The organism is Rhodococcus wratislaviensis, assembly GCF_041228765.1.
In the GTDB taxonomy this organism is placed as follows: domain Bacteria; phylum Actinomycetota; class Actinomycetes; order Mycobacteriales; family Mycobacteriaceae; genus Rhodococcus_F; species Rhodococcus_F wratislaviensis.
Genome location: NZ_CP150488.1, coordinates 5,233,168 through 5,247,482, shown reverse-complemented (window position 1 = coordinate 5,247,482; position 14,315 = coordinate 5,233,168). Strand labels below are relative to the sequence as shown.

Below are 14,315 nucleotides of genomic sequence, written 5' to 3'. Positions count from 1 at the left end.
GACCCATCGTTGCCCTCGAGACAGACAATAAGGATCACTGACGTGCAGACCCACGAGATTCGCCGGCGCTTCCTCGACCATTTCGTCAAGGCAGGCCACACCGAGGTACCCAGCGCCTCGCTGATTCTCGACGATCCGAACCTGCTGTTCGTCAACGCCGGGATGGTGCAGTTCGTGCCGTTCTTCCTCGGCCAGCAGACGCCGCCGTACCCGAGGGCAACCAGTGTCCAGAAGTGCGTGCGCACTCTCGACATCGAGAATGTGGGCATCACCACACGGCACAACACGTTCTTCCAGATGGCCGGCAACTTCTCGTTCGGTGACTACTTCAAGCGCGACGCGATCAAGCATGCGTGGTCGCTGCTGACTGCGAGCGTCGACGACGGGGGTTACGGCTTCGATCCCGAGCGCATCTGGGTGACGGTCTACCTCGACGACGACGAGGCCCGCGACATCTGGCGCGACGAGGTCGGCGTTCCCGAATCGCGCATCCAGCGCCGCGGCATGGCCGACAACTACTGGTCCATGGGCATCCCCGGACCCTGCGGCCCGTGCTCGGAGATCTACTACGACCGCGGTCCCGAGTACGGCAAGGAAGGCGGCCCGGAGGCCGACGAGGACCGCTACATCGAGATCTGGAATCTCGTGTTCATGCAGAACGAGCGCGGCCTCGGCATCAGCAAGGACAACTTCGAGATCCTCGGACCGCTGCCGAAGAAGAACATCGACACCGGCATGGGCGTCGAACGTGTCGCGTTCCTGCTCCAGGGCGTCGACAACGTGTACGAGACCGACCTCGTGCGCCCGGTCATCGCGAAGGCCGAGGAACTGTCGGGGCGCAAGTACGGCGCCGACCACGACGACGACGTGCGCTTCCGGGTGATCGCCGACCACGCGCGCACCGCCGCGATGCTCATCGCCGACGGCGTGAACCCCGGTAACGACGGCCGCGGCTACGTCCTGCGCCGCCTGCTGCGGCGCATCGTCCGGTCCGCGAAGCTGCTCGGTGCCGACAAGCCCAGCATGCGCGAGTTCATCACCGTCGTCCGCGACACGATGGCGCCGTCGTACCCCGTCCTCGACACCGACTTCGGCCGCATCGAGACGGTCGCGGTGGGGGAGGAGACCGCGTTCCTCAAGACCCTCACATCCGGCTCGAAGCTGTTCGAAGGGGCCGCCGAGTCGGTGAAGGCGTCCGGCAAGTCGACGATCGGCGGCGACCAGGCGTTCGCGCTCCACGACACGTACGGCTTCCCGATCGACCTGACCCTGGAGATGGCGGCCGAGGCGGGCCTGACCGTCGACGAGGAGGGTTTCCGCACGCTGATGGCGGAACAGCGGCAGCGCGCGAAGGACGACGCCCAGGCCCGTAAGCACGCGCACGCCGACCTGACCGTCTACAAGGAACTCCTCGACCGCGGACCCACCGAGTTCACCGGGTTCCACGAGTTGGTTTCCGAGGCACACGTTCTCGCGCTGATCTCGCAGGGGCAGCGGGTCCCCGTCGCGACGGTGGGCCAGGACGTCGAGGTCATCCTCGACCGCAGCCCCCTGTACGCGGAGGCGGGTGGCCAGATCGCCGACCTCGGTACCCTCACCGGCCCAGGACTGCGGGTGAAGGTCAACGACGTCCAGAAGATCGCCAAGAAGCTGTGGGTCCACAAGGTGACCGTGCAGGAGGGTCAGATCACCGAGGGTGACGTCGTGCTCGCGCAGGTCGACGCCGCGTGGCGCAAGGGTGCCACCCAGGGGCACTCGGGCACGCACATGGTGCACGCCGCGCTGCGACAGGTGCTCGGCCCCAACGCGGTTCAGGCCGGCTCGCTGAACAAGCCGGGCTACCTGCGTTTCGACTTCTCCTGGCAGGGTGCTCTGACGGAAGCGCAGAAACAGGACATCGAGGTCGTCACGAACGAGGCGGTGGCCGCCGACTACTCGGTGAACACGTTCGTCACCGACCTCGACAAGGCGAAGTCGATGGGCGCGATGGCGCTGTTCGGCGAGAACTACGGCGACGAGGTGCGGGTCGTCGAAATCGGCGGACCGTTCTCGATGGAGCTGTGTGGTGGAACTCACGTGGGCAGCTCCTCACAGATCGGCAACGTCACACTGCTCGGTGAGCAGTCCGTCGGTTCCGGTGTGCGCCGCGTCGAGGCGTACGTCGGGCTCGATTCGTACCGCTACCTGGCGAAGGAACGCGCGCTCCTCGCGGGTCTGTCGTCGTCGCTGAAGGTGCCCTCGGAAGAAGTGCCTGCCCGCGTCGAGGCGCTGGTGGAGCGACTTCGGGTGGCGGAGAAGGAACTCGAGCAGACCCGCGCCCAGGCGGTCCTCGCCGCGGCGGGCACGTTCGTCGACAAGGCGCAGCGGGTCGGGCCGGTGCTGCTGGTCGCGGACTCCGCCCCGGCCGGTGTCGGCGGCAACGACCTGCGTGGGCTCGTCACGGACATCCGCGGCCGCTTCGGCACGCAGCCCGCCGTGGTCGTGCTGCTCGGCGACGTCGACGGCAAGGTTCCGTTCGTGGTGGCCGTGAACAAGGCGGCCCAGGACCTCGGCCTGGCGGCCGGCGACCTCGTGAAGGGATTCGGTCCCAAGATCGGCGGCCGCGGAGGCGGAAAGGCCGACATGGCACAGGGTTCCGGTTCGGACACCAGCGGAATCGCGGCCGCCCTCGACGCTGTCCGGGGACAAGTGGCGGACAAGGTGGGGAGCCGGTAGCGGTGGATCACGCGGAACAGGGTCCGGATCGACCGGGAGTCGACGACCCTGGGCGTGGTCGGCGCATCGGTATCGATGTGGGCAGCGTCCGGATCGGCGTCGCGTCGAGCGACCCCGACGGGATCCTCGCCACCCCCGTGGAGACGGTGCCCCGGTCCAAGGAACGGGGACCCGACGCGCCGGATATCCGGCGCATTGCCGACATTGTCGAGGAATACGAGGCCGTGGAGGTTATCGTCGGTCTGCCGCAGACCTTGCGGGGTGAACGGGGGAAGGCCGCCTCGATCGCTACTGTGTTCGCGAAGCGATTGCGAAGGAAGGTCGACCCGATACCGGTGCGGATGGCGGACGAACGTCTGACGACCGTCACTGCCGCGCGGGCGCTTCGCGAGAGCGGTGTCAGTGCGAGGGGCCAGCGTCCTGTGATCGACCAGGCTGCGGCGGTGGCGATCTTGCAGGGATGGTTGGACGAGCGGAGCAGGTCGGTGAATGCAGGGGATTCAGGTGGGGACGTGCAGCTACCGGAGGGGGGCCAGTGAGCAATCATCGGCGACCCGCAGGTGAGCGACCCGAATTCCAGTACGTCCCCCGCGAACCCCGACGGCACCGGTACCTCGACGAGGACGACGACCAGGTCGAGTACGCGCCGCCCCCCGAGGACGACGATGTCGTCACCACGGGCAGGCACGCGGTGGTGTACGACGACCGTGACGTCGACGAACGCCACGCCGACTACGCGGAGCCGGTGTACGAGCGGCCGGTGTACGAGGACCCGGTGCACGAGCAGCCGTTCGACCTCGAGCCCGTCTACGAGGACGGATACGGTCCCCGTTCGTACGGCGACGCCCGCGCCTACCGGGAACCGGCAGCCGACCACCACAGATACGACGACCACGCGTATGTCGACGAGCCCGTACGTGTCGACGAACCGTACGAGGCCCATGCTCATCCCGACGACCGCTACGACACACCGCCCCACGAGCCCGACGCCGCGTTCGCGGAGGCCGAGACGCAGATAATCTCGGCGATCCCCGAGGAAATCCCGCCGACGCGCGCCCACGCCCGCACGCAGGCCCGCCGCCGCAAACAGGCCAAGGGCCGCGCACGCCGAGGAAAGGTGTTCGGCGCCCTCGCGGCCGCAACGGTCCTGTTGGTGCTGGTCGGCATCGTGTTCGTCGGCGGCAAGATGTTCTTCGGCGGGCCGGACGCCCCCGCGGACTACGCGGGCCCCGGTGGTCCCGAGGTGGTCGTGCAGGTCCATCCGGGCGACACCGCGGAGGAGATCGCCTCCACTCTGGCGGAGCGGGACGTCGTCGCCAGCGGCTCGGCCTTCTTCAACGCCGCAGTCCAGAGCAACGCGATGAACTCGGTGCAACCCGGCTTCTACAGCCTCTCGACCCAGATCCCGGCGGATGACGCCGTGCAGGAGCTGACCGATCCCACTTCCCGCGTCGGGCAGATGATCATCTCCGAGGGCAGGCAGCTCCACGACACCACCGATGTGCAGACCGGGGCCAAGAAGAAGGGGATCTACACCTTGATCTCCGAGGCCAGCTGCATGGGTGATGCCGGCGCCGAGCAGTGCATCGGTTACGACGACCTCAACGCCGCCGGCGCGGGCGACCTGTCCACGCTCGGGGTGCCCGACTGGGCGAAGGATTCGGTCGCCGGAGTTCCGGACCGGGACCGCCAGCTCGAGGGACTGATCGCCGCGGGCAGCTGGGATTTCGATCCGACCGCCGGTCCCGCCGCCATACTCCAGCGACTGGTCACCGAGAGTTCCGCGAGCTACGAGAAGACCGGAATCCTCACCGCGGGCAACCAGGTCGGCCTCACGCCGTACAAGATGCTGATCGCGGCGTCGCTCGTCGAACGGGAGGCGATGCCGGACGACTTCTCGAAGGTCGCTCGCGTCATCCTCAACCGGCTCGCCGTCAACCAGGCGCTGCAGTTCGACTCGACGGTCAACTACGCGCTCGACACCACCGAACTGGCCACCACCGACGCCGACCGGGCACAGGTGACACCCTGGAACACGTACGCCAGCCCCGGTCTGCCTGCGACGCCGATCTCCTCGCCGAGCATCGGGGCCTTGCAGGCCGTCGAACAACCGGCGCCGGGCGACTGGATCTACTTCGTGACGGTCGATTCGAAGGGCACGACGCTGTTCACGAAAAGCTACGACGAACACCTGGCCAACATCGACCAGGCTCTGAACAACGGGATTCTCAACAGTGGACGATGAGTTGGTGACCGCACGCAAAGCTGCGGTACTGGGCAGCCCGATCGCGCATTCGCGCTCGCCGCAACTGCACCTCGCGGCGTACCGGGCGCTCGGTCTCACCGAGTGGACGTACGAACGGATCGAGTGCGACGGGGAGCGACTACCCGGCCTGGTGTCCGGGCTCGGCCCGGAATGGGTCGGTCTGTCCGTCACGATGCCGGGCAAGATCGCCGCACTCGACTTCGCGTCCGAGCGCACCGCACGGGCGGTGGCGATCGGCTCGGCGAACACCCTCGTCCGCATCGAGGGTGGCTGGCGTGCCGACTGCACCGACGTCGACGGCGTCAGCGGGGCGCTCACCGCGGGTGGTGTCGGAACCATCGCGGGCGCCGAGGCGGTCGTCGTCGGCGCTGGGGGAACGGCCAGACCCGCGCTCGTGGCGCTCGCCGACATGGGCGTGAAATCCGTGACCGTGGTGGCACGCGACGCGGGTCGCGCGGCAGGTGCACTGGGGTGCGCGGAATCGGTGGGCCTCGACGTCCGGTTGCTCGACTTCGACAGCCCCGAACTGGGTGCCCGGTGCGCGGCGGCGTCCGCGCTGGTCAGCACCGTTCCGTCCGCCGCGATCACCGAGTACGCGAACATTCTCGGGCGGGCGCCGTTCGTGCTCGACGCGATCTACGACCCGTGGCCGACCCCGCTGGCCGTGGCGGTCGAGGCGGCCGGGGGAACCGTCGTCGGCGGTCTCTCGATGCTCCTGCACCAGGCGTTCGGGCAGGTGGAGCAGTTTACCGGTCGCCCGGCGCCGCGCGAGGCGATGGCGGCCGCGCTGGGCTAGACAGTATGAGGGTATGGGCTGGGGCCCACTCCACATGTGAACGTGGGTTGCCGACAGGAAACGGGTCCTGGCCGGTAGAGCCACAAGATGTGGGAGGCCCCAGCAATGAATCAGCGTACGAGCGTCGGATTGGATGTGCACGCACGATCGGTCGTCGCGTGCGGCCTCGACGGGCGGACCGGTGAGCTGTTCGAGCGCCGATTGACGCCCGATCATCGCGACATACTCGAGTGGATCCGGTCGTTGCCGGATCCGGTGAAGGCGACGTACGAGGCCGGGCCCACCGGGTTCGGGCTGGCCCGTTTCCTGGACACTGTCGGCATCGAGTGTCTGGTGGCCGCACCCTCGAAGCTGCAGCGCCCGTCCGGTGATCGGGTCAAGACCGACGTGCGAGATGCACGGCATCTGGCGAGATTGCTGCACCTCGATCAGATCACCCCGGTCACGGTGCCGAGCGTGGCGCAGGAGGCCGCCCGGGATCTGGTGCGCGCCCGCGAGGACGTGCGCCGGGATCTGATGGCGGCTCGGCACAGGCTGTCGAAACTTCTGCTGCGGCAGGGAATCGTCTACTACGGCGGGCACGCGTGGACGCAGGTGCACGACACCTGGCTGCGCAGCCAGCATTTCGATGAGCCCGGGCTGCAGTTGGCCTACGAGACCGCGTACGACACCATGCTCGCCGCCCTCGGCCGGCGCGACCGTTTGGATGCCGCGATCACCCGGATGGCCGCCGACAGCGCCTACACCCCGGTGGTGACCCGGCTCGGGTGTCTGCGCGGGGTATCCACGTTGACCGCCTTCGGGCTGGCGGTCGAGATCGGGGACTGGCACCGGCTGACCGGCCGCTCGATCGGCGCCTACCTGGGACTGGTGCCCACCGAGTCGTCCTCGGGCGCCTCCCGCTCGCAGGGGCCGATCACCAAGACCGGCAACGGGCACGCGCGCCGGTTGCTGATCGAGGCCGCCTGGCATCACCGGCAGCCCTATCGTGCCGGGGTGGATCTGCGGCGCCGCTGGAACAAGGCCTCACCGGCGGCCCGAGCCCGCGGGCAACGGGGCAACCGGCGCCTGCACGAACGCTGGGCCGGGTTCGACGCCCGCCGCAAGCGTCCCGTGCTGGCGAACACCGCCATCGCCCGCGAGCTCGCCGGGTGGTGCTGGTCGTTGGCCGTGCTCGACGACTGACCACGGGGCCTTCCCCGTCGCGGCCATTCTGGTCGTTGCTCGTCGGGCGGCAAGGTCGGTTCTCCTCGCTTGCGCTGCGGGGACTCCACCTTGCCCCCGCTCCTCGGCGACGACCGATGAGGCACTGACCAGGGGCCGCAGGGCCTACAAACGTCCCGGATGATCACACGGTTGGTGACAACAGCGCCTGGGAGTGACCCGCGAGACAACTATGAGCAATCCTCAACTGCACGTTGGGATCACGCTCGAGGTTAGACCAGCGATCCACTCCAGCCGAACAACTGTCTTTGCGGTAGCCAACCCGCGCATATCAGACTTCGACAACGCGTCGACAACCGACACGCTCGCCACCAACCACCAGATTCATCCGGGGCCACCCGAGGCGGACGTCCACGACGACGGTCCTGGACGTCCGCCTCCTGCTGCCCTCTTGACAAATCTGCGTCCATATCAGTTGTCCACAGGCCGGACCGCCATCCACAGGTCGATTGTCGTGCCAGGTCACGGTGATCGGCACCGTGATCCGGTCACGCATGCTGCTCGGCATGTGGTGGCTGATCGCGGCGAGCGTGGTGGCAGGTGCAGGTGCGGGATGGGCAGCCCGCCGGACGGCCGGCCTGTTCGTGGGCACGGTGCGGCCGGGCTGGTGCGAGGTGGTGTGCGCCGTCGGCGTCGCCGCCACGGTCGGGACCGGCTCCGCCGCAACCACACCGTGGGTGCTGCCGTGTGCGCTCGCGTTCTGGTGGTGGTGTGTGAGTCTCGCCGTCACCGATCTGTGTGCGCGGAAGCTGCCGAACCTGCTGACCCTGCCCGGGTTCCTGGCGATCGTCGGCGTCGGTGCCGCGACCGGATCCGCGGCCGCAGCCGTGATCGGCGGGTCCTGCTGGCGGCGGCGTATCTCGCCGTGTACCTCGGCGCACCCGGCGCGGTCGGCGCGGTCGGCGCGGGTGATGTGAAACTCGCACTCGGAGTCGGCGCGGCCGCCGGGCTTGCCGGGGGCGAGGCCTGGGTGCTCGCGGCCGGGCTGGCGCCGGCGCTGACAGCGCTGGCGGGCTGCATCGTCCTCGCCGTCCGGCGTTCGGCGCCGCCGCTTCCGCACGGCCCCGCCATGTGTGTCGCGACACTGGTTGCGCTGTTCGCCGCGCACGTCACCTGAACGAGTCCGCGCCCGGCACACGGTTGGGAGGACCACCGTCACTGCCGGGCGCGGCGACATGGAAGGATATTGGGCGTGCTGCGCTGGATAACTGCCGGAGAATCCCATGGTCCCGCCCTCGTCGCGATGCTCGAGGGGATGGTCGCGGGCGTCGAAGTGACGTCCGAGGACATCTCGACCCAACTCGCGCGACGCCGCCTCGGCTATGGCCGCGGCGCGCGGATGAAGTTCGAGGCCGACAAGGTCACCATCGTCGGTGGTGTGCGCCACGGGCGGACGCTCGGCGGACCGATCGCCGTCGAGGTGGGCAACACGGAGTGGCCCAAGTGGGAAACCATCATGTCCGCGGACCCGGTCGACGCCGAACTGCTCGCCGACCAGGCGCGCAACGCGCCGCTGACCCGCCCGCGCCCCGGTCACGCCGACTACTCGGGCATGCTCAAGTACGGATTCGATGACGCCCGCCCGGTTCTCGAACGTGCGAGTGCACGCGAGACCGCGGCCCGGGTCGCGGCCGCGACGTTCGCCCGTAGCTTCCTCCGCCAGGTGTTCGGCGTGGAGGTGCTGTCCCACGTGATCTCCATCGGCGCGTCCGACCCGTACGTCGGCCCCGAACCCACCGCGTCGGATCTGGCGGCGATCGACGCCAGCCCGGTGCGCGCCTTCGACAAGGCCGCCGAGGAAGCGATGATCGCCGAGATCGAGGCCGCCAAGCGTGACGGCGACACCCTCGGTGGTGTCGTCGAGGTCGTCATCCACGGTCTCCCCGTGGGTCTCGGATCGTTCATCAGCGGCGCGGACCGCCTCGACGCCCGTCTCGCGTCCGCCCTGATGGGAATTCAGGCCATCAAGGGTGTCGAGGTCGGCGACGGCTTCGAGACCGCGCGCCGTCGCGGCAGCCAGGCGCACGACGAGATGCGTCCCGGCCCGGACGGAATCCTGCGCTCGACCAACCGCGCGGGCGGCCTCGAGGGCGGCATGACCAACGGGGAGGCGCTCCGCGTTCGCGCGGCGATGAAGCCGATCTCGACGGTTCCGCGCGCGCTGGCCACCGTCGACATGTCGACCGGTGAGGAAGCCGTGGCCATTCACCAGCGGTCCGATGTGTGCGCGGTGCCCGCCGCCGGTGTCGTGGCCGAGGCGATGGTGGCGTTGGTCGTCGCCCAGGCGGCACTCGAGAAGTTCGGGGGCGACTCGGTTGCCGAGACGACCGCCAACTACGAGCGGTACGCGTCGGGCGTCGCAGCCCGGCTCGCGCGATGACCAGCCGGTCTGCCGTCGCATCGGGGCGGTGACGGATGATGGCACCGAAAGCCGTGCTCGTCGGCCCCCCGGGAGCGGGTAAGTCCACGATCGGGCGGCGCCTCGCGCAGGCCCTGGACCTTCCGTTGTTCGACACCGACGTGGCGGTCGAGGAAGAGGCGGGACGCACGATCGCCGAGATCTTCGTCGAGGAGGGCGAACCCGCCTTCCGCGCCCTCGAGGAAGAGATCGTCCGGAAGGCCATCGAGAGCCACGAGGGGATCGTGTCGCTCGGCGGCGGATCCATCCTCTCCGAGCGCACCCGGGAATTGTTGAAGGGCCACACCGTGATCTATCTCGAGATCAGCGTGGCCGAGGGGCTCAAGCGCACGGGGACCAACACCGCGCGCCCCCTTCTCGCCGGTGGCGACCCCCGTCAGAAATACACCGAGTTGATGCGCAAGCGCCGACCGCTGTACCGGCAGGTGGCGTCCATCCGGATACGCACGGACGGGCGGAGTCCCGCCCGTGTGGTGCAGCAGCTGCTGGCGAAACTCGCCGAGTGATCGGCGAGCCCGGCGGAACAGAGACAACCGAGAATCTCGGACAAGACGGAGCGGAGCAGCAGACAGTGACCGAACCGGTACGCGTACAGGTGCAGACGGCGAACCCCTACCCGGTCATCATCGGGCGCGGATTGCTCGGCGAGCTGGTGGACGAACTCACCGGCACGAGGACGGTGGCGATCTTCCATCAGCCGCCGCTGGCCGAGACGGCGGAGGCGGTGCGCGCGGCGCTCGCCGAGAAGGGAATCGATGCGCACCGCATCGAGATTCCGGACGCGGAGGACGGCAAGGATCTGGCCGTGGCCGGCTTCTGCTGGGAGGTCCTCGGCCGGATCGGGCTGACGCGCAGCGACGCCGTGGTCAGCCTGGGCGGCGGCGCGGCGACCGACCTCGCCGGGTTCGTCGCGGCGACGTGGATGCGCGGAGTACGCGTGATCCACGTGCCCACGACGCTGCTCGCGATGGTGGATGCGGCGGTCGGCGGCAAGACCGGCATCAACACCGAGGCCGGCAAGAACCTGGTGGGTTCGTTCCACGAGCCGTCGGCCGTGCTGATCGACCTGGCGACGCTCGAGACGGTGCCCCGCAACGAGATCGTGGCCGGGATGGCGGAGGTCGTGAAGACCGGCTTCATCGCCGACCCCGTGATCCTGGACCTCATCGAGCAGGACCCCGAAGCCGCTCTGGACCCGACGGGAACCGTTCTGCCCGAACTGATCCGGCGGTCCGTGGAGGTCAAGGCCAAGGTCGTGGCCGCCGATCTGCGCGAGTCCGATCTGCGCGAGATCCTCAACTACGGTCACACCCTCGGGCATGCGATCGAGCGGCGCGAGCGCTACCGCTGGCGCCATGGCGCTGCCGTCGCCGTCGGGCTCGTGTTCGCGGCGGAGCTGGGGCGTCTGGCGGGACGCCTGGACGATGCGACGGCGGATCGGCACCGCACCATCTTGGAACTGGTGGGTCTGCCCACCACGTACGACGCGGACGCGTTCGGCCAGCTGGTCGAGGGGATGCAGACCGACAAGAAGAACCGGGCGGGCGTCCTGCGTTTCGTCGTGCTCGACGGGCTCGCGAAGCCCGGACGGCTCGAGGGCCCGGACCCGTCTCTGCTCGTGGCCGCGTACTCCGCGGTGGCCCGCGAGGAGAAGCCGGGCACCGGCGGTGCCGTCCTGCTGTGACGTAGCGACGACGCAGCGACACGAAGCAAGGACGCGGCGGTGTGAGCGAGTGCGCTCACACCGCCGCGTCGTCTGTCGGTGTGGTGAAGCCGAGGGCTCTACTCGCCGCGGCGCTGGTCGTCCGTGGTGCGCTTTCCGAGGTCGACAGGGTCCTGCCACGCGGTGTCCCCGCCCTGCGGTTGATCGAGGTCCGACGTGTCCTCGCGGTAGTTGTGCACCGGTTCGAATACGGCCGTGTCGGCGTCGGAACCGGCGTAGCCGGTATCCGCGGTCTGCTCGTAGGCCTGTCCGGGGTAGTTCTGTCCGTAGCCCTCGTCGTCGGCTACGGCTGCGGCTGCGGTTCCCCCCGCTGCGGCTCCTGCGGCCGTTCCGGCACCGTGCGCCGCCGGCTGACGTTCGCTGCGGGCCTTCTCCGTCTTCCTGGAGTCGCGGCTGACGAAGAACCGGCCGAGGAACACGGCGAGCATGGCCGGGACGAAGATCAGCAGGACCGTGAACGCGGCCCCGGACGTGATCTCGAAGAAGAACGAGTTCTGGGTGACGTTGAGGGACGGCACCAGGTTGGCCAGCCAGCTCCCCACACCCGCGACGACGCCGCCGAGCAGGGCCGCCTTCAGCCACAGCATCGTCAGGTCGGCGCCGTGCTCCGGATCCGGGTTCCGGCGACGGTCCCGGATACCGTCGATGCCGGCCCAGATCAGCGCCACGAACACGACGATCAGCAGTGCGAGCCATCTCAGAACGGAACCCTGAAGGGGCCACTGTGTGATCGACACACCGAGGATCACACGAACGAAAACATGTATCAGGGCCATCCCGAGGCCGCGTACCACCCACGCATTCATGGGCACAGCGTAACGAGCGGGTTTTCACCCGTGTGGTCTAACCCACACGGCGCGCTCTGAAACCTGTTCTCGCCACCGCACGGGTGCCGCCGATCCTCGCCCGCCGGGCGGCGATTTGCCGGTACGTTTGACGACATGCCTGCTGATCATGGTTCGCGGCGCGCGGCGCTGCGCGCGGCCCTCGCCGCCCGGGATCTCGACGCGCTCCTGGTGACGAATCTGGTGAACATCCGGTATCTCACCGGGTTCACCGGATCCAACGCAGCCCTGCTCGTCCACGCCGCCGACGCCGACGGAGCCGAGGAACGCACCGTCATCTGCACCGACGGGCGTTACCTCACGCAGGTCGGGGAACAGGTTCCCGACCTGCGGGCCGAGATCGCCCGCGCCAGCGCCGCACACCTCATCGAATCGGTGGGGCGGCGGAGTCCGTCCTCGCTGGCGTTCGAGAGTCACGTCGTGACGGTGGACGAGTTCGCGGCCTGGTCGGTGCTCGCGCCGGACGCGCGGCTCGACCCCGTCCCGGGACTCGTCGAGGAACTGCGGATGGTGAAGGACGATTTCGAGGTCGGTTTGCTGCGGGCGGCGTGCACGGCCGCCGACGCCGCGCTCGCCGAGTTGATCGAGCGTGGTGGCCTCCGCCCCGGGCGCACCGAGAAGGAGGTGGGCCGGGAACTCGAGGCGCTGATGCTCGCGCACGGCGCCGACGGCATCTCGTTCGAGACCATCGTCGCGGCGGGCGCCAACTCGGCGATCCCGCACCACCGCCCGACCGAGGCGGTGCTCGCCGGCGGCGATTTCGTCAAGCTGGATTTCGGAGCCGAGGTCGGCGGTTACCACTCGGACATGACCCGAACGTACGTCCTCGAGCGGGCCGCCGACTGGCAACGGGATGTATATGCGCTGGTCGCGCGGTCGCAGGAGGCTGGACGGGACGCGCTGCGCCCGGGAGCGGAGGTGTCCGCCGTGGACGGTGCCGCCCGCCGGGTCATCGAAGACGCGGGGTACGGGGAACTGTTCCTGCACGGGCTCGGACACGGCGTCGGCCTGGAGATCCACGAAGCTCCGGGAATCGGCAAGCTGGGCACCGGTACACTTCTGGACGGTGCGGCGGTGACCGTCGAGCCGGGCGTGTACTTCTCCGGGCGCGGAGGCGTGCGGATCGAGGACACGCTCGTGGTTCGTGAGCAGGGACCGGAGCTGCTCACACTCACCACCAAAGACCTGACTGTCGTGTAGACGGTTTCGACCTTATCGAGGAGACGCGAAGCAAGTGGCTTCCACTAGTGATTTCAAGAACGGCCTGGTCCTGCAGATCGAGGGCCAGCTGTGGACGATTACCGAGTTCCAGCACGTGAAGCCCGGCAAGGGTCCCGCGTTCGTGCGCACCAAGTTGAAGAACGTGCTCTCGGGCAAGGTCGTCGACAAGACGTTCAACGCCGGCGTCAAGGTGGACACGGCCACCGTCGACCGCCGCGACATGACGTACCTGTACCACGACGGCACCGACTACATCTTCATGGACGGCGACACGTACGACCAGATCTCGATCAGCGAGGCCACCGTCGGCGACGGCGCACGCTTCATGCTCGAGAACATGGCCGTGCAGGTTGCGACGCACGAGGACGTTCCGCTGTTCGTGGAACTGCCCGTCACCGTCGAACTGGTGGTCCAGCACACCGATCCCGGCCTGCAGGGCGACCGCTCCACCGGTGGCACCAAGCCCGCCACCCTCGAGACCGGTGCCGAGATCAACGTTCCGCTGTTCATCAACACCGGTGACAAGCTGAAGGTCGATTCCCGCGACGGCAACTACCTCGGGCGTGTGAATTCCTGAGTGTCCGGTACGCATAAGAAACTCGGCGCACGGCACAAGGCCCGCAAGCGCGCCGTGGATTTCCTCTTCGAGGCCGAGGCGCGAGATCTCGATCCGGTCGATCTCGCGACCGAACGCGCGGAACTGTCCGGCAAGGACGACTCCGTGGCTCCGGTCGCTCCGTACACCGTCACCGTGGTGACCGGGGTCGCGGAGAACCTGGACCGCATCGACGAGGTGATCTCGTCCCACCTGCAGGACTGGACGCTCGAGCGGCTGCCCGCCGTCGACCGCGCCATCCTGCGCATCGCCGTGTGGGAGCTGTTCCACGCCACCGACGTGCCTCCGGTCGTGGCCGTGGACGAGGCGGTGGAGCTGGCGAAACAGCTGTCCACCGACGAGTCGCCGGGGTTCGTCAACGGCATCCTCGGTCAGGTCGTGCTGGTGGCCCCGCAGGTGCGGTCCGCTGCGGCCGCGACGTCGCGGCGCGCCGAGACCGCCGGCGGCGATTCGACCGACGCCGGCTCGTAATTTCGTGTCCCGCTGCGGG

General features: G+C 68.7%; 12 protein-coding genes and 1 pseudogene. 12 read left to right on the top strand and 1 reads right to left on the bottom strand.

Annotation, left to right across the window (positions count from 1 at the left end):
• Positions 1 to 42: 42 nt before the first annotated feature.
• From alaS to aroB, 9 genes and pseudogenes are all read left to right on the top strand, one after another.
• Positions 43 to 2,715 carry an alanine--tRNA ligase gene (gene alaS, locus WKC72_RS24200; protein ID WP_370179709.1) on the top strand — a complete coding sequence of 891 codons (2,673 nt, stop codon included), beginning with the start codon at positions 43 to 45 and terminating at the stop codon, positions 2,713 to 2,715.
• 2 nt (positions 2,716 to 2,717) lie between these two features.
• The gene (ruvX, locus tag WKC72_RS24195; RefSeq protein WP_037237567.1) at positions 2,718 to 3,254 is read left to right on the top strand and encodes a Holliday junction resolvase RuvX; all 537 of its coding nucleotides are present in this window, start codon (positions 2,718 to 2,720) and stop codon (positions 3,252 to 3,254) included.
• Positions 3,251 to 4,960 (top strand): endolytic transglycosylase MltG, encoded by a 1,710-nt coding sequence (locus tag WKC72_RS24190; RefSeq protein ID WP_370179706.1) that lies wholly within the window; start codon positions 3,251 to 3,253, stop codon positions 4,958 to 4,960. Before ruvX ends, WKC72_RS24190 begins: the two co-directional genes overlap by 4 nt.
• A complete protein-coding gene (locus WKC72_RS24185) occupies positions 4,950 to 5,777 on the top strand; it encodes a shikimate dehydrogenase (RefSeq protein WP_112302397.1) in 828 nt (275 codons plus the stop codon). The genes WKC72_RS24190 and WKC72_RS24185 overlap by 11 nt, the downstream gene beginning before the upstream one ends.
• 105 nt (positions 5,778 to 5,882) lie before the next feature.
• A complete protein-coding gene (locus tag WKC72_RS24180; RefSeq protein WP_244373338.1) occupies positions 5,883 to 6,962 on the top strand; it encodes an IS110 family transposase in 1,080 nt (359 codons plus the stop codon).
• Positions 6,963 to 7,450: 488 nt separating this feature from the next.
• Positions 7,451 to 8,118 (top strand): annotated as a pseudogene (locus WKC72_RS24175) (prepilin peptidase).
• Between the two features lie 75 nt (positions 8,119 to 8,193).
• Complete coding sequence (gene aroC, locus WKC72_RS24170; RefSeq protein WP_370179703.1) at positions 8,194 to 9,381, top strand: chorismate synthase; 1,188 nt, start codon at positions 8,194 to 8,196, stop codon at positions 9,379 to 9,381.
• A 38-nt stretch (positions 9,382 to 9,419) separates the two neighbouring features.
• Positions 9,420 to 9,926: a shikimate kinase gene (locus WKC72_RS24165; RefSeq protein ID WP_037237555.1), complete on the top strand. Its 507-nt coding sequence runs from the start codon at positions 9,420 to 9,422 to the stop codon at positions 9,924 to 9,926.
• Between the two features lie 65 nt (positions 9,927 to 9,991).
• Positions 9,992 to 11,104 (top strand): 3-dehydroquinate synthase, encoded by a 1,113-nt coding sequence (aroB, locus tag WKC72_RS24160; protein WP_112302425.1) that lies wholly within the window; start codon positions 9,992 to 9,994, stop codon positions 11,102 to 11,104.
• 98 nt (positions 11,105 to 11,202) lie between these two features.
• On the opposite strand, the gene WKC72_RS24155 is transcribed toward aroB, so the two are convergent.
• Positions 11,203 to 11,949, bottom strand: a complete 747-nt coding sequence (locus WKC72_RS24155; RefSeq protein ID WP_268790590.1) for a B-4DMT family transporter — start codon at positions 11,947 to 11,949, stop codon at positions 11,203 to 11,205.
• A 135-nt stretch (positions 11,950 to 12,084) separates the two neighbouring features.
• Here WKC72_RS24155 and WKC72_RS24150 point away from each other — a divergent pair, with 135 nt between their 5' ends.
• The 3 genes from WKC72_RS24150 to nusB are packed head-to-tail and all read left to right on the top strand — an operon-like array spanning position 12,085 to position 14,296.
• Positions 12,085 to 13,188 (top strand): aminopeptidase P family protein, encoded by a 1,104-nt coding sequence (locus WKC72_RS24150; protein ID WP_037237550.1) that lies wholly within the window; start codon positions 12,085 to 12,087, stop codon positions 13,186 to 13,188.
• Positions 13,189 to 13,222: 34 nt separating this feature from the next.
• On the top strand, positions 13,223 to 13,786 hold the full coding sequence (efp, locus tag WKC72_RS24145) for an elongation factor P (RefSeq protein ID WP_005241702.1): 564 nt from the start codon (positions 13,223 to 13,225) through the stop codon (positions 13,784 to 13,786).
• Positions 13,787 to 14,296 carry a transcription antitermination factor NusB gene (gene nusB / locus WKC72_RS24140; RefSeq protein WP_037237548.1) on the top strand — a complete coding sequence of 170 codons (510 nt, stop codon included), beginning with the start codon at positions 13,787 to 13,789 and terminating at the stop codon, positions 14,294 to 14,296. It begins immediately after the preceding gene.
• Positions 14,297 to 14,315 lie beyond the last annotated feature (19 nt).

Bases quoted from the DNA above. Each gene is read 5' to 3' on its own strand.
- WKC72_RS24180 (WP_244373338.1), top strand. From the start codon at position 5,883: ATGAATCAGCGTACGAGCGTCGGATTGGATGTGCACGCACGATCGGTC.
- WKC72_RS24165 (WP_037237555.1), top strand. From the start codon at position 9,420: ATGGCACCGAAAGCCGTGCTCGTCGGCCCCCCGGGAGCGGGTAAGTCC.
- WKC72_RS24155 (WP_268790590.1), bottom strand. From the start codon at position 11,949: ATGAATGCGTGGGTGGTACGCGGCCTCGGGATGGCCCTGATACATGTT.
- WKC72_RS24150 (WP_037237550.1), top strand. From the start codon at position 12,085: ATGCCTGCTGATCATGGTTCGCGGCGCGCGGCGCTGCGCGCGGCCCTC.